22 protein-coding genes are annotated in these 21,054 nt (G+C 68.5%); 11 read left to right on the plus strand and 11 right to left on the minus strand.

Annotation, left to right across the window (positions count from 1 at the left end):
• Window positions 1–70: 70 nt before the first annotated feature.
• From ACIHAX_RS32925 to ACIHAX_RS32935, 3 genes are read left to right on the plus strand one after another with little or no spacing between them, the layout of a single operon-like run.
• Complete coding sequence (locus tag ACIHAX_RS32925; RefSeq protein ID WP_397281490.1) at window positions 71–943, plus strand: MetQ/NlpA family ABC transporter substrate-binding protein; 873 nt, start codon at window positions 71–73, stop codon at window positions 941–943.
• Window positions 940–1,956 carry a methionine ABC transporter ATP-binding protein gene (locus ACIHAX_RS32930; RefSeq protein WP_364431212.1) on the plus strand — a complete coding sequence of 339 codons (1,017 nt, stop codon included), beginning with the start codon at window positions 940–942 and terminating at the stop codon, window positions 1,954–1,956. The genes ACIHAX_RS32925 and ACIHAX_RS32930 overlap by 4 nt, the downstream gene beginning before the upstream one ends.
• Window positions 1,957–1,967: 11 nt before the next feature.
• Window positions 1,968–2,630, plus strand: coding sequence for a methionine ABC transporter permease (locus ACIHAX_RS32935; protein ID WP_195042705.1), 663 nt, complete (start codon window positions 1,968–1,970; stop codon window positions 2,628–2,630).
• 1 nt (window position 2,631) lies between these two features.
• Here ACIHAX_RS32935 and ACIHAX_RS32940 read toward each other — a convergent pair whose 3' ends face one another.
• From ACIHAX_RS32940 to ACIHAX_RS32990, 11 genes are all read right to left on the minus strand, one after another.
• Window positions 2,632–3,060, minus strand: coding sequence for a DUF4189 domain-containing protein (locus ACIHAX_RS32940; protein WP_355070838.1), 429 nt, complete (start codon window positions 3,058–3,060; stop codon window positions 2,632–2,634).
• Between the two features lie 307 nt (window positions 3,061–3,367).
• Window positions 3,368–3,706 carry a metal-sulfur cluster assembly factor gene (locus tag ACIHAX_RS32945; protein WP_355071057.1) on the minus strand — a complete coding sequence of 113 codons (339 nt, stop codon included), beginning with the start codon at window positions 3,704–3,706 and terminating at the stop codon, window positions 3,368–3,370.
• An 82-nt stretch (window positions 3,707–3,788) separates the two neighbouring features.
• On the minus strand, window positions 3,789–4,256 hold the full coding sequence (gene sufU, locus ACIHAX_RS32950; RefSeq protein ID WP_356961839.1) for a Fe-S cluster assembly sulfur transfer protein SufU: 468 nt from the start codon (window positions 4,254–4,256) through the stop codon (window positions 3,789–3,791).
• Window positions 4,257–4,259: 3 nt separating this feature from the next.
• Window positions 4,260–5,513 carry a cysteine desulfurase gene (locus ACIHAX_RS32955; RefSeq protein ID WP_356961837.1) on the minus strand — a complete coding sequence of 418 codons (1,254 nt, stop codon included), beginning with the start codon at window positions 5,511–5,513 and terminating at the stop codon, window positions 4,260–4,262.
• 1 nt (window position 5,514) lies between these two features.
• On the minus strand, window positions 5,515–6,291 hold the full coding sequence (sufC, locus tag ACIHAX_RS32960; RefSeq protein ID WP_397281493.1) for a Fe-S cluster assembly ATPase SufC: 777 nt from the start codon (window positions 6,289–6,291) through the stop codon (window positions 5,515–5,517).
• A gap of 37 nt (window positions 6,292–6,328) precedes the next feature.
• Entirely contained in the window at window positions 6,329–7,507 is a 1,179-nt protein-coding gene (gene sufD, locus ACIHAX_RS32965; RefSeq protein WP_364431219.1) for a Fe-S cluster assembly protein SufD, read from the minus strand.
• Entirely contained in the window at window positions 7,507–8,943 is a 1,437-nt protein-coding gene (gene sufB, locus ACIHAX_RS32970) for a Fe-S cluster assembly protein SufB (RefSeq protein WP_067801810.1), read from the minus strand. The genes sufD and sufB overlap by 1 nt, the downstream gene beginning before the upstream one ends.
• Window positions 8,940–9,749, minus strand: a complete 810-nt coding sequence (locus ACIHAX_RS32975) for a helix-turn-helix transcriptional regulator (RefSeq protein ID WP_397281495.1) — start codon at window positions 9,747–9,749, stop codon at window positions 8,940–8,942. The genes sufB and ACIHAX_RS32975 overlap by 4 nt, the downstream gene beginning before the upstream one ends.
• Window positions 9,750–10,045: 296 nt before the next feature.
• On the minus strand, window positions 10,046–11,065 hold the full coding sequence (locus ACIHAX_RS32980; RefSeq protein WP_397281497.1) for a zinc-binding dehydrogenase: 1,020 nt from the start codon (window positions 11,063–11,065) through the stop codon (window positions 10,046–10,048).
• A gap of 40 nt (window positions 11,066–11,105) precedes the next feature.
• Window positions 11,106–11,783 carry a TetR/AcrR family transcriptional regulator gene (locus ACIHAX_RS32985; RefSeq protein ID WP_364431226.1) on the minus strand — a complete coding sequence of 226 codons (678 nt, stop codon included), beginning with the start codon at window positions 11,781–11,783 and terminating at the stop codon, window positions 11,106–11,108.
• 45 nt (window positions 11,784–11,828) lie between these two features.
• Entirely contained in the window at window positions 11,829–12,443 is a 615-nt protein-coding gene (locus ACIHAX_RS32990) for a hypothetical protein (protein ID WP_397281500.1), read from the minus strand.
• Between the two features lie 449 nt (window positions 12,444–12,892).
• On the opposite strand from ACIHAX_RS32990, the gene mptB reads away from it, so the two are divergent.
• The 8 genes from mptB (at window position 12,893) to tsaA (ending at window position 20,900) form a co-directional block, all read left to right on the plus strand.
• Window positions 12,893–14,620 (plus strand): polyprenol phosphomannose-dependent alpha 1,6 mannosyltransferase MptB, encoded by a 1,728-nt coding sequence (gene mptB, locus ACIHAX_RS32995; protein ID WP_397281502.1) that lies wholly within the window; start codon window positions 12,893–12,895, stop codon window positions 14,618–14,620.
• Window positions 14,621–14,693: 73 nt separating this feature from the next.
• Window positions 14,694–15,626 carry an ABC transporter ATP-binding protein gene (locus ACIHAX_RS33000; protein WP_355070823.1) on the plus strand — a complete coding sequence of 311 codons (933 nt, stop codon included), beginning with the start codon at window positions 14,694–14,696 and terminating at the stop codon, window positions 15,624–15,626.
• A complete protein-coding gene (locus ACIHAX_RS33005; protein ID WP_356961827.1) occupies window positions 15,623–16,414 on the plus strand; it encodes an ABC transporter permease in 792 nt (263 codons plus the stop codon). The genes ACIHAX_RS33000 and ACIHAX_RS33005 overlap by 4 nt, the downstream gene beginning before the upstream one ends.
• Before the next feature lie 66 nt (window positions 16,415–16,480).
• Window positions 16,481–17,455, plus strand: coding sequence for a heme A synthase (locus ACIHAX_RS33010; protein ID WP_355070819.1), 975 nt, complete (start codon window positions 16,481–16,483; stop codon window positions 17,453–17,455).
• Window positions 17,456–17,682: 227 nt separating this feature from the next.
• Window positions 17,683–18,867: an NAD(P)/FAD-dependent oxidoreductase gene (locus tag ACIHAX_RS33015; protein WP_397281504.1), complete on the plus strand. Its 1,185-nt coding sequence runs from the start codon at window positions 17,683–17,685 to the stop codon at window positions 18,865–18,867.
• On the plus strand, window positions 18,864–19,781 hold the full coding sequence (gene sigJ / locus ACIHAX_RS33020) for an RNA polymerase sigma factor SigJ (RefSeq protein WP_397281506.1): 918 nt from the start codon (window positions 18,864–18,866) through the stop codon (window positions 19,779–19,781). The genes ACIHAX_RS33015 and sigJ overlap by 4 nt, the downstream gene beginning before the upstream one ends.
• Before the next feature lie 74 nt (window positions 19,782–19,855).
• Window positions 19,856–20,398, plus strand: coding sequence for a YceI family protein (locus ACIHAX_RS33025; RefSeq protein ID WP_397281509.1), 543 nt, complete (start codon window positions 19,856–19,858; stop codon window positions 20,396–20,398).
• A gap of 97 nt (window positions 20,399–20,495) precedes the next feature.
• Window positions 20,496–20,900 (plus strand): tRNA (N6-threonylcarbamoyladenosine(37)-N6)-methyltransferase TrmO, encoded by a 405-nt coding sequence (gene tsaA / locus ACIHAX_RS33030; protein ID WP_355070812.1) that lies wholly within the window; start codon window positions 20,496–20,498, stop codon window positions 20,898–20,900.
• Window positions 20,901–21,054 lie beyond the last annotated feature (154 nt).

Here is a 21,054-nt window from a genome sequence, read left to right on the forward strand (position 1 = left end):
CCGTTGTCGCCCGCTGCGCCCCGTCGCTTGGATTACCGGGTCATATCGCGACGAGCAATCGGGAGCACGAGTGAAATTCCATCGGGTACTGGCGATCCCGGTCCTGGTAGCGACCGCGGCCTTGACCCTGACCGGCTGCGGCGGTGACGACGCTTCCTCGGACAAGGTAGTGCGCATCGGCACCACCGACAAGGATCACTCCTGGGACGTCTTCGAGCAGCGCGCCAAAGACAAGGGCATCACGCTGCGGATCACCAACTTCTCCGACTACAAGCAACCGAATCTCGCGCTGTCGCAGAAACAGATCGACATCAATCTCTTCCAGCATCTGCAATTCCTGGGCGCCTACAACGTCGCGAACAACGACACCCTGACGCCGATCGGTTCCACCTACATCGTGCCGCTGGGTCTCTACTCGAAGAAGCACAAGTCGCCGGCCGACATTCCGCAGGGCGCGGAGATCGCGATCCCGAACGACCCCACCAATCAGGCACGGGCGCTGTTCGTGCTGCAAGCCGCCGGGCTGGTGAAACTGTCGTCCGACACCAAGGCGCCGACCCCTGCCGACATCGACAAGGGCGCGTCCAAAGTGCGCGTCACCCCCGTCGACGCCGCGCAGACCGCGCTGTCGCTGGCCTCGGTCGACGGATCGATCATCAACAACACCTTCCTGGAACGTTCCGGCATCGATCCGCATTCGGCGCTGTACAAGGACGACCCGAAGAATCCCGCCGCGGAGCCGTACATCAACGCGCTGGTCACCCGCGCCGAGGACAAGAACAATCCGGTCTATCTGCAGCTCGCCGAGCTGTGGCACGACCCGGAGGTGCAGAAGGCGCACGACGAGGTGACCAAGGGCACCGCCGTCGAGGTGCGGCGCAGCGGCCAGGAACTCGAGCAGATCCTGCAGCGGGTGCAGCAGACCATCCGCGACGGCAAGTGAGCGACACGGCCGTTCCCGCCGTCGAGTTCCGTTCGGTCACCAAGGTTTTCGGCAAGGGCGCGCAGCGCAATGTAGCGCTCGACAACATCGACCTGCGCATCGAGCAAGGCGAGATCTTCGGCGTGATCGGGTATTCCGGCGCGGGCAAGAGCACGCTGGTGCGGCTGATCAACGCGCTGGAGAAACCGACGAGCGGCACGGTCGAGATCTCCGGCACACCCATCACCGGCGTGCCGGAGCGCCAAGTGCGGCGGCTGCGGCGCGACATCGGAATGGTGTTCCAGCAATTCAATCTCTTCCGCTCCCGCACGGCCGCGGGAAACGTCGAATATCCGCTGAAGGTGGCGGGCTGGAAGCGCGCCGAACGCAAGGCGCGGGTAGCCGAACTGCTGGAGTTCGTCGGCTTGTCCGACAAGGCACGCAGTTACCCTGATCAGCTGTCGGGCGGCCAGAAGCAGCGGGTGGGCATCGCCAGAGCGCTGGCCACGTCGCCGTCCTTGCTGCTGGCCGACGAGTCCACCTCGGCACTGGACCCGGAGACGACCGGTGAGGTGCTGCGGCTGCTGCGCAAGATCAATCGCGAACTGGGCGTCACCATCGTGGTCATCACCCACGAGATGGACGTCATCCGCGCGGTGGCCGACCGGGTCGCGGTGCTCGCCGAAGGACGCATCGTGGAACTCGCCGACACCTTCGAGGTGTTCGCCACGCCGCAGGCGGCCCCCACGCGCTCCTTCGTCGAGACCGTCCTGCACAACCGCCCCTCCGAGAAGGAACTGCGCCGCCTCGCCGGTCGCCATGGGGGCCGTTTGGTCACCGTCGACGTGGACGACGAGCGTGGCATCGGCGCGGCGCTGGCCGCCGCGGCGCACGCCGAGGTCAGGTTCGAGGTGGTCTACGGCGGGGTGAGCAGCCTGCAGGAGAAGACCTTCGGCAGTCTCACCCTGGCGCTGCACGGCCCCGACGACGCCGTCGACAAGGTGGTCGCCGAACTCGAGCGCCGGTCGGCCTGAAAGGAGTTGCCATGCATACCGATTGGGACAAACTCCGGCCGGTGCTGAACGAAGCGATCGGCACCACGCTCTATCTGGTGGCGCTCACGTTCGTGGTCGGCGGCTTCATCGGGTTGCTGCTCGGCACCGCGCTCTACACCACCCGCAAGGGCGGTTTGCTGGCGAACGCGCCGATCAACCTGCTGCTCAACGTGCTCGTCAACGTGGTGCGCCCGATCCCGTTCATCATCCTGCTCGCCGCGCTCGGCCCGGTGACGCTGGAGGTGGTGGGTACCACGATCGGCACCGAGGCGGCGGCCTTCGTCATGATCGTCGCGGCGTCGTTCGGCATCGCGCGCATCGTGGAACAGAACCTGGTGACGGTCGATCCCGGCGTGATCGAGGCGGCGCGCGCGGTGGGCGCGGGACCGCTGCGCATCATCCTGACGCTGCTGATCCCCGAGGCGCTCGGGCCGCTCATCCTGGGTTACACCTTCGTGGTGATCGCCATCGTGGACATGTCCGCGATGGCGGGCACCGTCGGCGGCGGCGGTCTCGGCGATTTCGCCCTCGTCTACGGCTATCAGCGCTTCGACTGGCAGGTCACGCTCGTCGCGACGCTGATCATCATCGCGGGCGTACAGGGCATCCAGTTCTTCGGCAACTGGCTGGCGCGGAAAGTCCTGCGCCGCTGAGCTACCCGGCGGTCGAGGTGCACGCCGTCAAGCGCACGCTCGCGGGCCGGGGAATCGCGCTGCCGAGACTCGGGAACGGCGGGGCACTGGGACCGAGGACATCGATGGCCCGGCGTTCGGCTTCGGCGCGGGTGGGTCCCCACGCCCATCCGTGCTTGCCGTCGGCGCCGCGCACGACAGACCCGCAGGCGTTCCAGAACTGCACGACCGTCTGGCAATCGGTGACACCGCATTGGGCGCGTGCCGCGGCATCGGCGGCGGCCGCGCTCGCATAGTCCACCGCCGATGTGACCGCGCCGGTGCTGGGCGAAAGCGCCAGCGCGCCATAGTAGGTCGCCGCATGCGCCGCACCCGCGGGAGCGCCGACCACGGCGCAGGTGGCGGCGGAGACCGCCGCGAGCCCGAGGGCAGCCTTGTGCGGCACCGACATGTGAGGATCCTCCCCGTTCCGAAACGACTCGAAGCTCAAATCTTCATTCGGCCCGTGCGCTTTTGTCGAAATGGGCACTTCCCACCATCGGCGGGTGCGCCGGATCGACCCGCGCGACGAACCCCTTTTTCGAGCGTCCGTCTTCGCCGAGAGCGGAGCGCCGGTCGATTCGGCCGTGCGCGCTCAGGTCGGAACGCGTCGATGATCGTCCCCGAGCGCTCCGCCGGGAAGGCGCATGCGGCGGATACGACTCAGCCGCCGGGCGCCTTGTTCAGGCGCTACCGGCGGCTGCGTCAGTTGCGGCGAATTACACCGTGAAGCCGAGGGCGCGCAACTGTTCGCGGCCGTCCTCGGTGATCTTGTCCGGACCCCACGGCGGCATCCAGACCCAGTTGATCTTCAAGTCCTCCACCAGGCCGCTGCGCACCAGCGCGTTGCGGGACTGGTCCTCGATGACGTCGGTCAGCGGGCAGGCCGCCGAAGTCAGCGTCATATCCAGGACCGCGGTGCTGTCCTCCTCGACGCGCAATCCGTAGACCAAGCCGAGGTCGACGACGTTGATGCCGAGTTCCGGGTCGACGACGTCACGCATCGCCTCTTCGATGTCCTCGAGCAGCTTGATGTCCTCGGCGGACAGCTCGGGCAAATCGGCGGCCGGCGCGGCCTGTTCGGTCTGCTCGGTGGCCGGTGTGTCACTCATGACGCTTCCCCGTTTTCCATCGGACGGTTCAGTTCTCTTCCGCGGCCGGCGCGGGCTGCTCGGGGCCGATCCTGAGGACGGCGTCCTTGAACGCCATCCACCCGAGCAACGCGCACTTCACCCGCGCTGGGTATTTCGAGACGCCTGCCAAGGCGACGCCGTCGCCGATCACGTCCTCGTCGCCCTCGATGGTGCCGCGGCTGGAGATCATCTCACTGTAGGAGTCGACCACCTTCAGCGCCTGCTGCACCGGAAGCCCGATCACCTGATCGGCGAGGATCGAGGTGGCCGCCTGGCTGATCGAGCAACCCTGGCCGTCGTAGGAGACGTCGGTGACGTCGCCGTTGTCGTCGAGCTGCACGCGCAGGGTCACCTCGTCGCCGCAGGTCGGGTTCACGTGGTGCACCTCGGCCCCGAACGGCTCGCGCAGCCCCCGATGGTGCGGGTGCTTGTAGTGATCCAGGATCACTTCCTGGTACATCTGCTCCATGCGCATGATCTATGCAACCCCGAAGAAGCTCTGGGCCTTCCGCACCGCGGCGACCAGCGCGTCCACCTCGGCGAGCGTGTTGTAGACCGCGAACGAGGCGCGTGCGGTCGCGGCGACGCCGAAACGCCGGTGCAGCGGCCACGCGCAGTGATGGCCCACCCGGATGGCCACGCCCTCGTCGTCCAGGATCTGCCCCACGTCGTGGGCGTGGATGCCGTCCACCACGAACGACACCGCGCCGCCACGATCGATGTTCTCGGCAGGCCCGATGATCCGCACGCCGTCGATCCCGGCCAGCCCGTCCAGCGCCGCGCCGACCAGCGTGTGCTCGTGCGCGGCGACGGCGTCCATGCCGATCTCTTCCAGATACCGCACGGCCGCGCCCAATCCGACCACCTGGGAGGTCATCGGCACGCCCGCCTCGAAGCGCTGCGGCGGCGGCGCGTAGGTGCTGTGGTCCATGAAGACCGTCTCGATCATGGACCCGCCGGTGATGAACGGCGGCATCTCCTCCAGCAGCGAGCGGCGAGCGAAGAGCACGCCGACACCGGAGGGGCCGAGCATCTTGTGCCCGGAGAACGCGGCGAAATCCACACCGAGCGCGCGGAAGTCGACCGGCATGTGCGGCACCGACTGGCAGGCGTCGAGCACGACCAGCGCGCCCACCGCCTTCGCTCGGCGGACCAGCTCCTCGACCGGAGCGACCGCGCCGGTGACGTTGGACTGGTGGGTGAACGCGACCACCTTGGTGGCGGGCGACAGTTCCAGCGAATCCAGGTCGATCCGGCCTTCGTCGGTCACGCCGTACCACTTCAGCGTGGCACCGGTGCGGCGGGCCAGCTCCTGCCAGGGCACCAGATTCGCGTGGTGTTCCAGCTCGGTGATCACGATCTCGTCGCCAGGGCCCACGTGGTGCGGGAACCGGTCGTCGGCGAAGGCGTAGGTCACCAGGTTCAGCGACTCTGTGGCGTTCTTGGTGAACACGATCTCGCCCGCGTCCACCCCGACGAACCGCGCGATGTCAGCCCGCGCGCCCTCGTAGGCGTCGGTCGCCTCCTCGGCCAGCTGGTGCGCACCGCGGTGCACCGCCGAGTTGCTGGTGATCAGGAAGTCGCGTTCGGCTTCGAGCACCTCGATCGGCCGCTGCGCGGTCGCGCCGGAGTCCAGGTACACCAACGGTTTCCCGTCCCGGACCGTGCGGTTCAGGATCGGGAAGTCGGCCCGGATACGGGCGACGTCGAGGGTGCGGACCGTAGCGGTCATATCAAGCTCCAGCGGTGGCGGTCTGAGTGAAACGAACGTAGCCGTTGGCGTCGAGTTCCTCGGCGAGCTCGGCGCCGCCCTCGGCGACGATGCGGCCGCCGACGAAGACGTGCACGAACTCCGGCTGGATGTAGCGCAGGATGCGGGTGTAGTGCGTGATCAGCAGGATGCCGCCGTTCTCGCGCTCTTTGTAGCGGTTGACGCCCTCGGAGACGATGCGCAGCGCGTCGACGTCCAGACCCGAGTCGGTCTCGTCCAGGATCGCGATCTTCGGCTTGAGCAGGCCGAGCTGGAGGATCTCGTGGCGCTTCTTCTCGCCGCCGGAGAAGCCCTCGTTCACGCTGCGCTCGGCGAAGGCGGCGTCGATCTCCAGTTCGCTCATCGACTCCTTCACCTCCTTGACCCAGTGCCGCAGCTTGGGGGCCTCGCCGCGCACGGCGGTGGCGGCGGTGCGCAGGAAGTTCGACATCGAGACGCCGGGAACCTCGACCGGGTACTGCATGGCGAGGAACAGGCCCGCACGGGCGCGCTCGTCCACCGACATCGCCAGCACGTCCTCGCCGTCGAGCGTGATCGAGCCGGAGGTCACCGTGTACTTCGGGTGACCGGCGATCGCGTAGGACAGCGTCGACTTGCCGGAGCCGTTCGGGCCCATGATGGCGTGCGTCTCACCGGACTTCACCGTGAGGTTCACGCCCTTGAGGATCTTGATGGGCTCGCCGGACTCGTCGGGGTTTGCGACCTCGACATGCAGGTCCTTGATTTGCAGGGTGGTCATCGAATTCGAATTCCTTTGCCAGGTATGGGGTCGTTGATCAGGCGCCGATGGCGGCGAGTTCGGCCTCGATGGCCGCCTCCAGCCGCTCCCGGACCTGGGGCACCGCGATCTTCTGGATGATCTCGTGGAAGAAACCGCGCACCACCAGGCGGCGGGCGGCGTCCTCCGGGATACCGCGGGCGCGCAGGTAGAACAGCTGCTCGTCGTCGAACCTGCCGGTCGCGGACGCGTGTCCGGCGCCGACGATCTCGCCGGTCTCGATCTCCAGGTTCGGCACCGAGTCCGCCCGCGCGCCGTCGGTGAGCACCAGGTTGCGGTTCACCTCGAAGGTGTCGGTGCCCTCGGCGGCGGCGCGGATGAGCACGTCGCCGACCCACACGGTGCGGGCGTCGCCCTTGGGCGAGTGCGGGTCGCCTTGCAGCGCGCCCTTGTACAGCACATTCGACTTGCAGTTCGGCACGGCGTGGTCGACGAGCAGACGCTGCTCGAAGTGCTGGCCCGCGTCGGCGAAGTAGAGGCCGAGCAGTTCGGCGTCGCCGCCGGGGCCGTCGTAGCGGACGTTGCCGGTGAGGCGCACCAGATCACCGCCCAGGGTGACCGAGGTGTGCCGCAGCGTGGCGTCGCGGCCGAGCTTCGCGTGGTGGGCGGTGGCGTGCACCGCGTCGTCGGCCCAGTCCTGCACGGCCACCACGGTCAGCTTGGCGGAATCGCCGAGCACGAATTCCACGTTCTCCGCGTAGGTTCCGCTGCCGCGCTGGTCGATGACCACGGTGGCCTTGGCGAAGTGCTCCAGCCGGATCTGCAGGTGCCCGTAGGCGGTCTTGCCCTCGCCGGGCCCGGTGATCGTGACCGTCACCGGTTCGGCGACCTCGACCTCCTTGCCGACCGTCACGACGGTGGCCTGCTCGAAGCCCGAGTACGCCTGCGCGGCAACGCGATCGGACGGCACGCCGGCCTCGCCGAGGCGGGCGTCGGAGCGTTCGACCGTCTCCACCGTGACGCCCTCGGCCGCCGCGACCTCGACGCCCGTGCGGCCGTCCCGGACCGCGGTGCCGTCCTGCAGTCCACGCAGACGGCGCAGCGGGGTGAACCGCCACGCCTCGTCCTTCGCGGAAGGCACTTCGAAGGCGTTCACGTCGAACGACGTGAAGACCTCGCCCTTGTTGATCGCAGGGGTACGAGCCTCGGCGGCTTCGGCTACGTTCTCCACGGCCATCAGCCGACGGCTCCTTCCATCTGCAGTTCGATCAGGCGGTTCAGCTCGAGCGCGTATTCCATGGGCAGTTCCTTGGCGATCGGCTCGACGAAGCCGCGCACCACCATGGCCATCGCCTCGTCCTCGGTGAGGCCGCGGCTCATCAGGTAGAACAGCTGGTCCTCGGAGACCTTCGAGACGGTCGCCTCGTGACCCATGGTCACGTCGTCCTCGCGGATGTCGACGTAGGGGTAGGTGTCGGAGCGGCTGATCGTGTCGACCAGCAGCGCGTCGCACTTCACCGTCGACTTCGAGCCGTGGGCGCCCTTGTTCACCTGCACCAGGCCGCGGTAGGAGGCCCGGCCGCCGCCGCGCGCCACCGACTTCGACACGATGGTCGAGGAGGTGTGCGGCGCGAGGTGCAGCATCTTCGCACCGGTGTCCTGATGCTGGCCCTCGCCGGCGAACGCCACCGACAGCACTTCGCCCTTGGCGTACTCGCCGGTCATCCAGACCGCCGGGTACTTCATGGTGACCTTGGAGCCGATGTTGCCGTCGATCCACTCCATGGTCGCGCCCGCCTCGGCCTTGGCCCGCTTGGTGACCAGGTTGTAGACGTTGTTCGACCAGTTCTGGATGGTGGTGTAGCGGCAGCGGCCGCCCTTCTTCACGATGATCTCCACCACCGCGGAGTGCAGCGAGTCCGACTTGTAGATCGGCGCGGTGCAGCCCTCGACGTAGTGCACGTAGGCGCCCTCGTCGACGATGATCAGGGTGCGCTCGAACTGGCCCATGTTCTCGGTGTTGATCCGGAAGTAGGCCTGCAGCGGGATGTCGACGTGCACGCCCGGCGGCACGTAGATGAACGAGCCGCCCGACCACACGGCCGTGTTCAGCGCGGAGAACTTGTTGTCGCCCGCGGGGATCACCGAGCCGAAGTACTGCTGGAAGATCTCCGGGTGCTCTTTCAGACCGGTGTCGGTGTCCAGGAAGATCACGCCCTGGGCCTCCAGGTCCTCGCGGATCTGGTGGTACACGACCTCGGACTCGTACTGCGCGGCGACACCGGCGACCAGCCGCTGCTTCTCCGCTTCGGGGATGCCCAGCTTGTCGTAGGTGTTCTTGATGTCCTCGGGCAGCTCGTCCCAGGACGCGGCCTGCTTCTCGGTCGAGCGCACGAAGTACTTGATGTTGTCGAAGTCGATGCCGTCGAGGTTGGAGCCCCAGATCGGCATGGGCTTGCGATCGAAGATGCGTAGCGCCTTCAGCCGCTGTTCGAGCATCCATTCCGGCTCGTTCTTCTTCGCCGAGATGTCGCGGACAACCGCCTCGGACAGACCTCGTTGCGCGCTGGCGCCGGCCACATCCGAATCGGCCCAGCCGTAACCGTATTTGCCCAGGGAGGCGATCGCCTCTTCCTGGGTGAGCGGTTGCACCTGGTCGGTGGTCGTCGTCATTCGGCACTCCTTCCGGAGTCGTTCGTTCGTACCGCTGCGGGCTGTGCAGCGGTTGGTGCTGAAGTTTCGGTCCGGCCTGCGGGCAGGACGAGCAGCGGCACGTGCGTAGTGCACGCGCAATCGCCGTTGGCGATCGTGGCCAGCCGCTGCACATGGGTGCCGAGCAGCTCACGGAACGCCTCGAGCTCCGCCGCGCACAGCTGCGGGAACTCCTCGGCGACGTGCGCCACGGGGCAGTGGTGCTGGCAGATCTGCACGCCGGTGCCCACCTTGCGGGTGGTGGCCGCGAACCCGGCGTCGGTGAACGCCTCGGCGATCTCCTCGGCCTTGGCCGTGGTCTGTTCCGTGGTGTGCTCACCGACCGGTTCGATCCCGGCCACGATAGTGCGTGCTCGTTTGCGGGCGAACTCGGTGATGGCCTGTTCGCCGCCGATCTCTCCGAGCTGCCGGATGGCGGCTCCGGCCAGATCGTCGTAGGCGTGGCCGAGTTTGCCGCGTCCGGCCGCGGTGAGCTGGTACTGCTTGGCCGGGCGGCCCCGGCCTTTCTGCTGCCAGGGCGCCGATCGACCGGCCCGCGCCTGACCCGAATCGATCAGCGCGTCCAAGTGCCTGCGCACGCCCGCCGGGGCCAGGCCGAGCCGGTTCCCGATGGCGGTGGCGGTGATCGGTCCTTCCTCCAGCAGCAGCTGGACGATGGCCGCTCGGGTATGCCCTTCGCCGCCGACCGTCGCGGGCGCAGCAACCGACCCGGCGTCGGCCTTGCGACCGGCTCCTTCGTCGTTCCTCCGCAAACCCACGGTTTTCACAACATCAGTGTGGCGGAATTCGTTCCCGAAAGCTAATAAGGGTGCCCTGAGTCAGCGGCCCCGTCGACCTGCGGCGATTCCGGCACGGTGGAGGGCCCCATGCCGCCGTGCCGGACAGGTGTCCACCCGACGCGATGCCGGGTCACAGCACGACTTTTCCGGCTGACCTGCGCAGAAAAAACGCCGCTCGGAACCAGGCGAGCCGCGTCCGCACGACTCCGGGCGTCGAGCGCCGAGCGGACAGCCCTCCTATCGGGGTCGGGGACAGGGCACGCAGTGCGATTCGTCACAGGCGCTCAGCGCACGGCGACCAGTTTCATCGGCGTCTCCAGCAGCGCGTCCACCGCCTCGTCCCACGCGGCCGTCACGGTGGTCACCAGCGACGGGTCGAAGCGCCCCGCGGCGACGAGATCGAGCACCTCGGGAATGACCGGGCGGACGTGCGCGCGACCTGTGTGGAAGGTGCAGCAGCGGGTGTACATGTCCAGGATCGGCAGGGCGACATCCTGCGACTGCACGCTGACGCTCGTGCACCAGCCGTCGTACGCCGCCGCATCGATCGCCGCGCGCAGCGCCTTCGCCCCGCCGGCCGCCTCGACCACGATCGGGAACCGTCCCACCCGGGCGTCGCGCGGGCCTTCGATCGCCTCGGCGCCGAGCGATTTCGCGATCTCGAGCCGCTGGTCGGAGTCGTCGAGATAGACCACACGGGCGGAGCCGAGCGCGACCGCGAGCCCGGCGGCGTACAGACCGATCGACGGCGCGGCGGGGCCGCCGATCACCAGGACTTCGGCGGCGGGATCGGCGGCCAGCTGGGGGCCGACCGAGCGGTAGGCGTCCGGGATGTTGTCGCTGGCGCTGGCCACCGAGACCGGGTCGACACCGGACGGCAGGCGGACCAGCATGGCGTCGGCGTGCGGCACGAGCGCGAGGTCGGCCCACAACCCGCCCCAGTCCAGCCCGCCCATCGGACCGAGGCCGAAACTGGACAGCCGCGGATGGCTGGTGCAGTTCCCGGTCCGGCCGCGCGCGCACGCCCGGCAGACGCCGCACGAGATCTGGAACGGCACCACCACGAGGTCGCCCACCGCGACGTCGCGGACCCCCGGCCCCACCTCGACCACTTCGGCGACTCCCTCGTGCCCGAAGGGATACGGCCCGGGTAGCGGGAAAGCGCCGCGCAGTACGGCCGGATCGATGTCGCAGGTGGCCAGCGCGACCGGCCGAACGAGCGCCTGATCGGGTCCGCTGAGGACGGGTTCGGGGTGGTCTTCCCAGCGCATCGCACCGGGGCCGGTCAGCATTAGTCGCTTCATCGCCCGAGTGTCGCTAGAACGTTCTTTCTAGTCAACTGCTTCACTTCGAATCTCCCTGCTCGGCGCGCATTTCCGGAAAATTTCCGGGCAACGCCGCATCGGCTTCGATTTCGTCCGAACCTTCCGCCGTCGGTACCGCGCCACCGATTCCCGCCGCCGCGAAGGTCGCCCGGATCAGCCGCTCCATCGACTTCGCGACCGTGCGCAGCGGTGCGTCCGTCTGGCGGATCCGGGCCAGGATGGTGGCCCCCTCGTAGGCGGCGACCACCGTGGCGGCTAGTTCGGCCGCATCCTCCCCGCCGAGGCCGAGTTCGGCGAGCAGCCCGGCGAACGCCTGCTCCATCGTGTCGAAGGCGCGCACACAGGCCGAGCGCACCGCCGCCACGTCGCTGCCGCCGTCCAACGCGGGCGTCCCGATCGGGCACCCATCGGTCCATTCCGAATCCGCGAGCTTGCCCACCATGAATTCGAACAGCGTGGCCAAGGTGGCGAAGACGTCGGTCGGCGCCTGCCGGATCATCCGGCCGGTCAGCACGCCGGTCCCGGTGATCGCCGCGACCGCGATCTCCTCCTTGCCGCCCGGAAAGTGGTGGTAGATCGAGCCGTACGGCAGTTCGGCCGCCTCGCTCAACGCCTTCAGACCGAACCCGTGATACCCGTGCCGCGCCAGCAGCCCGGAGGCGGCCACCTCGATCCGCCGCCTGGACTCCGAAACCATGCGTCGATTGTGCCGTGTGAGCGCCGCCGGTCCGGGCGGAACGATCTACAGCTGCTTCACGATTGCGCCTTGTTCATCGAGGATTGCGATCGATGGCGTGCCGTCCATGGCCACGCGCAACTGAATTCGCGGCCGTCCCTGCGGATCGCACAGTGTCAGCCCCGTTCCGTTCTCGGTGTCAGCGAACAGTCGCAGACCCATCGCGTGAGTCGCTTCCTCGAGCGGCGTGTTGGGATCACCTATGTGCTTCATGGTCAGTGCAGCACCGGCAGGCGCGTCCTCCCAATTGGCCCCCAGGTGGATCGCATCCCCGTTGGGGTAGTCCAACGCGATCTGCGCGCCGACGCTGGAGGCGGTGATGCCACCCTTTTCGTCGCCATTCTCGTCGTTGAACAGCAGATACGTGGCATCAGGCCCTTGCCGCATCTGTGGCGGATACGTCTTACCTCCGAGGATGATGGGTGGCTTCGCCGTTGCCAGCAGGAACCGTTGCTTGCCGCGATTGTCGACCACAGTGAACGAATCTTCGGCGGTCACGTCGTCCGTATCGCCCACCTTCGCCGCTGCGGCCCCGATTCCGACGCCTGCGGCAGCCACCGCGGATCCGATCACGACCGACCGCCGACTGACCATGTGCTGCTGGTTCGTCTCATCTGTCACCGTCCGATCGTATTTACCCAGTGCCTATCCGAGCGCGCTCTACCGACGACCTCGACATGCTCTCCCGCGAGGCGTCACCCTGAGATGGAACTCCGATGTGATGACACAGTTCGCGGCCCGGCTGCGTCAGTTCGACTGACGGCACAGACTCCCATCGGAGATACGGGACAGTGGCGGGCCGGTCCGAGGCTGGTGACGAGCCGACGACCGCACCGATCACATCCCGCCTTCAGCATCAGCGCGGCATGCTCCTGAAAACCGAATCCATCTGCCGAGCCGGCGGTGGTCATGCCGTGGCGGGAGCGGTGGGCACTCCTGGATATTGTTCTGGCGGAATATACAACGGCAAGCCCATCTCCGGTCGAACTATGGGTGCCAGCGCGTAGCGCCGAGAATTAGGGCGCGCGACGGGGTGGTGGGCGAACGCCGATGGTCGCTTCGCTCCCCGGATGACCTCGGACGAGGTCGCGGGCACACCCACTAGGCTTCGTGGCGTGGCGGTACTGGAGGGCGCGCGGCGCAGGACACTGGCGTTCGGGCGCCGGGCACTCGGACTCGACGTGCCCGCGGCCGATCACACGATCGCGGTGTTGCATCGCGACGAGTCGGAGGTGCCCGGTCTCGATCGCAAGGAGCTGGCGCAGCTCGACCGGATCCGCCTGATGGGCGCGACCGGCACGGTGCTGATGGCGATCAGCGCGCTGGGCATCGGCGCGCAGCCGGTGCACCAGAACCCCACGTCCGGCGTCCGGGTGCTCGGCATCTTCGCCCGCGCCCATACCGGCTCGCTGGCCATGTGCATGACCGGCACCGTCGTCGTGGTGCTGGCCTGGCTGCTGCTGGGCCGGTTCGCGGTGGGCGGTATCGGCGGCTCACCACTGCACCGGCTGACCCGATCGCAACTCGATCGCACGCTGCTGCTGTGGCTGATCCCGCTCAGCGTCGCTCCTCCGCTGTTCAGCAACGACGTCTACTCCTATCTGGCGCAGAGCGAGATCGCCGCGCGCGGCATCGACCCCTACGAGGAAGGCCCGGTCGCGGGGCTCGGGATCGACAACGTCCTCACCAACAACGTCCCGACCATCTGGCGTGACACCCCCGCGCCCTATGGCCCGCTGTTCCTTTGGATCGGCCGCGGCATCGCCGAACTCACCGGCGACAACATCATCGCGGGCGTGTGGGTGCACCGGATCCTCGCGCTCGGCGGCGTCGCGCTGATCGTCTGGGCACTGCCCCGGCTCTCGGTGCGCTGCGGCGTCGCGCCGGTCAGCGCGCTGTGGCTCGGCGCGGCCAACCCGCTCGTGCTGTTCCATCTGGTCGGCGGCGTGCACAACGACGCGCTGATGCTCGGCCTGATGCTGGCGGGCCTGGAGTTCTGCCTGCGCGCCATCGAGGACACCCACCCGTTCGACGGCCGCGCCTATGCGCGGCTGATCGGCGGCGCGGTCATCATCACGCTGTCGTCGTCGATCAAGTTCACCTCGATCATCGCGCTCGGTTTCGTCGGCATGGCGCTGGCTCGCAGGTGGGGAGCCTCACTGCGCACGGTGGCCGTCGCGGCCGCCATGCTCGGCGCGATAGCCATCGGCACAACGCTTTTCATCAGTTCGGTGAGCGGGCTCGGCTTCGGCTGGATCTACACGCTGAACACCGCGAGCGTGGTGCGCAGCTGGATGTCGCTGCCCACGGTGCTGGGCATCATCACCGGATTCGGCGGCGTGCTGCTCGGGCTCGGCGATCACACCACCGCGCTGCTGAGCATCACCCGCCCGATCGCGGCACTGGTCGCGGGCTTCTTCACGGTGCGCATGCTGGTCGCCACCGGCACCGGGCGGCTGCATCCGGTCGGCGCGCTCGGCGTGGCGCTCGGCGCGATCGTGCTGCTTTTCCCGGTGGTGCAGCCCTGGTATCTGCTGTGGGCGATCGTCCCGATGGCCGCGTGGGCGACCAGGCCGGTGTTCCGCGTTCCGGCGGTGGCGTTCTCGGCGATCGTGAGCGTGATCCTGATGCCGCGCGGCGCCGATCTCGAGGTGTTCCAGATCGTGGGCGCCGCGATCGCCACCGTGATCGTCGGGGTGCTGTTCATCGTGATCACGCGCAATTCGCTGCCCTGGCGCGGGCAGACGGGGGTGTCGGCTCCGTCACAGGTGCCCACCTCTTACGGTGTGACATCGTGACCGAGCGTGGCGAGGGAGCCGTCTACACAGCATCACCGGGTGCGCCGGAATCGAGCGCCGGCGAGGCGGCGTCGTGACGACAGCTTCCGGGCCTGCTGTCAGCGTGGACGGCGTCGTCAAGCGGTACGACCAGATCACCGCGGTGGACGGCCTGACGTTCGAGGTGGAACCGGCGCGGGTGCTCGCGCTGCTCGGCCCGAACGGCGCGGGCAAGACCACGACGGTGGAGATGTGCGAGGGATTCGCCGCGCCGGACGCGGGCACGGTGCGCGTGCTCGGCCTGGACCCCGTCGCCGATTCCGAACGACTGCGCCCCCGCATCGGCGTCATGTTGCAGGGCGGCGGCGCGTATCCCGGTGCGCGGGCGGGCGAGATGCTCGATTTGGTGGCCGCCTACTCCGCGGACCCGCTCGACCCCGACTGGTTGCTGCGCACGCTCGGCCTCCAGGACAACCGCCGCACCCCCTACCGCCGTCTCTCCGGCGGACAACAGCAACGGCTCGCTCTCGCCTGCGCACTGGTGGGCAAGCCGGAAATCGTGTTCCTCGACGAGCCAACCGCGGGGCTGGACGCTCAGGCCCGGTTGATCGTCTGGGAGCTGATCGATGCCCTGCGCCGCGACGGGGTGACCGTCGTGCTGACCACGCACATGATGGACGAGGCCGAGCAGCTCGCCGACCAACTGGTGATCATCGACCACGGCCGCATCGTTGCCTCCGGCACCCCGGCCGAGGTCACCGCCCACGGCGCGGCCGGGCAGCTGCGCTTCTGCGCCCCGCCCAAACTGAACTTGGAACTGCTGGCCAACGCCCTGCCCGAAGGCTTCACGCCCCGGGAGACCACGCCGGGCACCTATCTGGTGGAGGGCGAGATCAATCCGCAAGTGCTCGCCACCGTCACCGCGTGGTGCGCGCGGATGGACGTGCTGGCCACCGACATCCGGATCGACCAGCGCCGCCTCGAGGACGTCTTCCTCGAACTGACCGGACGGGACCTGCGCGGATGAGCGAGCACGACCGGACCGCCAACCGTTTCGCGCCGGGCACTTTCGCTCCCGCCCCGCGTCCGAGCACCCGCGCCGCGATGCTGCTCGCGCAGACCAGGCTCGAACTGATCCTGTTGCTGCGCAACGGCGAACAACTGCTGCTGACCATGTTCATCCCGATCACCCTGCTGGTCGGCCTCAGCCTGCTGCCGTTCGGCGACCTCGGCGCGGACCGGGTGGACAAGATCGTGCCCGCGGTGATGATGGTGGCCGTCATGTCCACCGCGTTCACCGGTCAGGCCATCGCGGTCGGCTTCGACCGCCGCTACGGCGCGCTCAAGCGGCTCGGCGCGACGGCGCTGCCGCGCTGGGGCGTCATCGCGGGCAAGTGCGCGGCGGTGCTCATCGTGGTCGTGCTGCAAGCCGTGCTGCTCGGCCTCATCGGCTTCGCGCTGGGCTGGCGGCCGGAACCGCTCGGGTTGCTGCTGGGCGCGGCGGTGATCGCGCTCGGCACCGCGACGTTCGCGGCGATGGGCCTGCTGCTGGGCGGCACTCTCAAGGCCGAGGTGGTGCTCGCGCTGGCGAACATCCTGTGGTTCGTCATGCTCGGCGTCGCCAGCATCGTGTTCGCCTCCGACGACCTGCCCACGGTGGTGAGCGTACTGGCCAGGCTGGTGCCCTCGGGGGCGTTGGCCGAAGCGCTGGAGAGCGCGATGCACACCAGCGTCGACTGGTTCGGGATCGCCGTGCTCGCGGTGTGGGGCGCGGTGTCGGGCGTCGCGGCCACCCGCCTGTTCCGCTTCCACTGAGCTTCAACGACGAAATGTAGTAGACCGGATGAAACCGCCGGATCCGGCCCGGCTACCATTTTCGACGTGCTGTATCGCGCGTTCTTGCGACTCGTCGACAAGCTGCCGCTGCCCTCCTCGCGGGTGCAGCGCCTGATCGCGCTCGCGGTCATCCTCTCCCAGGCGGGCATTTCGGTGACCGGCGCGGTCGTGCGCGTCACCGCGTCCGGGCTGGGCTGCCCGACCTGGCCGCAGTGCTTCCCCGGTAGTTTCACGCCGGTCGCGGTGTCGGAGGTCCCGGCCATCCACCAGGCGGTCGAGTTCTCCAACCGGCTGCTCACTTTCGTGGTCACGCTGTGCGCGGCGGCGATCGTGCTGGCCGTGACCCGGGCGCGCCGCCGCCGCGAGGTGCTGGTGTACGCGTGGCTGATGCCCGGTGGCACCGTCGTGCAGGCGGTCATCGGCGGCATCACGGTGCGCACCGGACTGCTGTGGTGGACCGTGTCGACGCACCTGCTCGCGTCCATGGTGATGGTGTGGCTCGCGGTGGTGCTGTACGCGAAGATCGGTGAACCCGACGACGGCATCGACACCGTGCAGGCTCCCGCGCCGCTGCGCTGGCTGACCGCGCTGGCGGGGGTCGCGCTCGCGGCGGTCCTGGTCGCGGGCACCCTGGTGACCGCCGCAGGCCCGCACGCGGGCGACAAGAGCATCGAACGTCCCGTAGAGCGGTTGCAGGTGGAGATCGTCACCCTGGTGCATCTGCACTCGCAACTGCTCGTCGGCTACCTCGCTCTGCTGATCGGCTTGGCCTTCGGTTTGTTCGCGGTCGGTATCACACCCGCCGTGCGCACCCGCCTCTTCGTGCTGCTGGGACTGGTGTGCGCACAGGGTTTGGTCGGCATCGTGCAGTACTTCACCGACGTCCCTGCGGCGCTGGTCGTCGTGCACGTGGGCGGGGCCGCGGCGTGCACCGCCGCCACCGCCGCATTGTGGGCTTCGCTGCGCACCCGGGAACGGGTCGTCGCCCCGAAGCCGGACCCCGCGGCACAGGCCGCCTGACGAAAACTGCGCGAACTGTGATCGTCCAGCGGGGAGCGAGCCGGGGTGATTCGGGGGCGGTGACCTCGGACGCCGCCCACTCCGCGGGTCCTCCGGCGAGACGGGCCGCACGCTGGACGCCGCACCACAACCGCGACTGCGAGCGGTGAGTTCGCCGGCAGGCCTGACCGGTCAGTGAACTGCATCACCTACTGTTATTTCTCGGCGGTCGGCAGCGTCTCGTGGGCATGACGGAGCACAACAGCACCAGCTTCAAGGTCGTGGTCATCGGCGGCGGCTATGCCGGCGCCGTGGCAGCCAATCGACTGCGACAGCGCGACGACGTCGAGATCACCGTGGTCAACTCTCGCCCGACCTTCGTCCAACGACTGCGGCTGCATCAATTCGTGGCCGGTACCGGAGAGGCCGAGGCGGACTACGGCCCGCTGCTCGGCGACGGTGTGCGCCTGGTCGTCGATGACGCCACCCACATCGATACCGCCTCGCGGACCGTAGAGCTGGCATCGGGCCGCGCACTGGACTACGACTATGTCGTCTACGCGGTCGGCAGCACCGCGGCCCCGCCCACCACAGTGCCGGGAGCGGTCGAATTCGCCTACCCCATAGCGGAACTGGAGCACGCTCACCGCCTGCGGGCCGCCATCGAAGAGCTGCCGACGCAGGCCCCGATCACCGTGGTCGGTGGCGGGCTCACCGGGATCGAAACAGCGTCCGAACTGGCCGAACAGGGGCGCGCCGTCACACTGATATGCGGCGATCGATTGGCTCCGAGTTTCTCGGTGCGGGCGCGACGGGTGGTGGCCCGGTGGATGGCCCGCAACAGCGTCGATGTGCTCGAGAATGTGCGGGTGGCCGAGGTCCTGCGGGAGTCGATCGTCTTGTCCGACGGCTGCGTGGCGCCGAGCGCGGTCACCATCTGGACCGCCGGGTTCGGTGTGCCGGAGCTGGCCACACGCAGCGGCCTGCACACCGACGCTCTCGGGCGGCTCCTCACCGACGAGACCCTGACCAGCGTCGACGACAACCGTATCGTCGCGGCCGGGGACGCCGCCGCCCCGTCGAACCAGCCGCTGCGCATGAGCTGCCAAGCCGCCGGGCCGCTCGGCGCTCACGCCGCCGACACGGTGCTGGCCCGCATCGCAGGCACTGCGCCCGCGGCACTGGACATGGCGTTCCTCGGATCCAACGTCAGCCTCGGCCGCCGCGCGGGCGTCGTGCAGCTCGCGCACAAGGACGACACACCCATGAACGCCCATATCTCCGGCCGCATCGGCGCGCCGATCAAGGAGACGGCTACCAAGTGGACGCTGTGGGGAATTCGATGGGAAGCCCGCAAGCCCGGCTCGCTGTTCTGGCTCAAGGGCGGCAGGCGGCTCCCGCTGTCCGATTCGGAGATGGCGGCCAACTCGTGAGCACTACCGATGAGCATGCCGAGCGGTTCACCCTGTTGCGGCCGTTGCTGTTCACGATCGCCTACGAAATCCTCGGCTCGGCGACCGAATCCGACGACGTGCTGCAGGACAGCTACCTGCGGTGGGCCCAGGTGGACCTTGCGACGGTGCGGGACACCAAATCGTATCTCGCGCAGGTGGTGACCCGGCAGGCGCTCAGCGCGCTGCGGCTCAGCGCTCGCCGCCGCGAGGAATACATCGGACCATGGTTGCCCGAGCCGCTGCTGCTCACCGAGCACGATGCCGCGGGTGATCTGGTTCTCGCCGAGTCGGTTTCGATGGGGATGCTCGTGCTGCTGGAATCGCTCACCCCGGATGAACGCGCGGTGTTCGTGCTGCGCGAAGTATTCGCCTTCGGTTACGACGATATCGCCGCACCGGTCGGCAAATCCGCGGCGGCTGTGCGTCAAATGGCCTACCGCGCCCGCGAATACGTCCGGTCGCGACGCAACCGGTTCGGGCCGTACGACAGCGCCCGCATCGCCGAACTCACCGAGAAATTCATGACGGCGGCGACCACTGGTGACCTGGCGGGCCTGCTGTCGATGCTCGCGCCGAATGTCACTTGGACCACCGACAGCGGCGGCAAGATCACCGCGGTACGCCAGTTGGTGATGACCGGCGCCGAGCAAGTTGCCACGATTCTGCTGAACCTGCTGCAAGCAGTGCACCGCAGGCCCGGCATGCGGATCGAGCCGGTGAACTGCAACAGCGAGCCCGCGGTCGCCATCTACACCGGCGACCATCTGGAGGCCGTTCTCGTGCTGGACATCGTCGACGACGTGATCGTCAACGGCTACGGCATCCGTAACCCCGACAAACTCGCCGCCCTCGCCATCGCGCGCACCATCACCCGCGATCCCGGCCGGGCGTGAGACCCGCGTTACCGCACCACGCTTCGAGCGGCCGGCTCGCCCGACCCATCCGACCTCGCCAGGAGTGACCGACCATGTCAACCACCATCGAATTCGCCGACCTGACCGGCGACTTCGTCATCGATACCGCCCGCACACGAATCGGCTTCATCGCCCGGCACACCATGGCCACCCGGGTGCGCGGGAGTTTCGGGGAATTCGACGGCAGCGCGCATCTGCACTTCGGCGACCCCTCGAAGTCCAGCGGCGGGCTGCGGATCCAGGCCGCGAGCATCGACACCCGCAACCGGCGGCGCGATGATCTGCTGGGCAGAAAGTTCCTCGGCGCCGATGACCACCCGACCATCACCTTCGCCCTGACCGGAGTTGCGCGGGTCGACGAGACCACAGTCCAGGTCACCGGCGACCTGACCATCCGCGGTGTCACCAAGCCGGTGACCGTCGACTTCGAACTGGCCGGCGTGCGGAACGACCCGAACGGCGCCCTCCGAGTCGGCTTCACCGGCGCAACCACGATCAACCGCAAGGACTGGGGGGTGCACTGGAAGGCGGCCGCGGGCATGGTCGCTCCGAAGGTGACGCTGGAGTTCGACCTCGCGGTGATCCGGCAGTCCTGATATCGGCAATATTCTGAAAGCCGAGCCCGTCGCTCTTGGGTGATTCGACGCCCGAGGGCAACGGGCTCGAACCACCTGCGAGAACGGCAAGGACATCATGACCGATTACACGCTGCGCCCGATCGGGCACGTCGAATCCGTGCTGACCGACCCCGCCACCGCTCCCCGCCAACCCGATGAAGGAGCCCCGCCGGCCTGGCTGGTCATCGATGACCGATATGCCCCCGCCCTCGACGGACTCGCCGCCGGCATGGACATCTTGGTATTGACCTGGCTCGATCGTGCCGACCGCGAAACACTCACCATCCACCCGCGTGGTGACGCGACTCGCGCGACCACCGGCGTCTTCGTCACCCGCGCCCCACATCGGCCCAATCCGATCGGTCTGCACAGCGTCCATGTCCTGGCCGTCACCGGAACCCGCATCCACGTCCGCAACCTCGAAGCTGTGCACGGCACACCGATCCTCGATCTCAAACCTGTTCTCACCGAGGACCGTTGACCGCTGTGGACGAGCCGTGGGGGGGGGGGGGGGGGCGGGGGCGGGGGGGGGGGGGGGGGGGGGGGGGGGGGCGGCGGGCGGGGGGCGGGGGGGGGGGGGGGGCGGGGGGGCGGGGGGGGGGGGGTGGGGGGTGGGGTGGTTGGGGGGGGAGGGG

Origin of the sequence: Nocardia sp. NPDC051929 (assembly GCF_044548645.1) — a bacterium.
Classification (GTDB): Bacteria; Actinomycetota; Actinomycetes; order Mycobacteriales; family Mycobacteriaceae; genus Nocardia; species Nocardia sichangensis.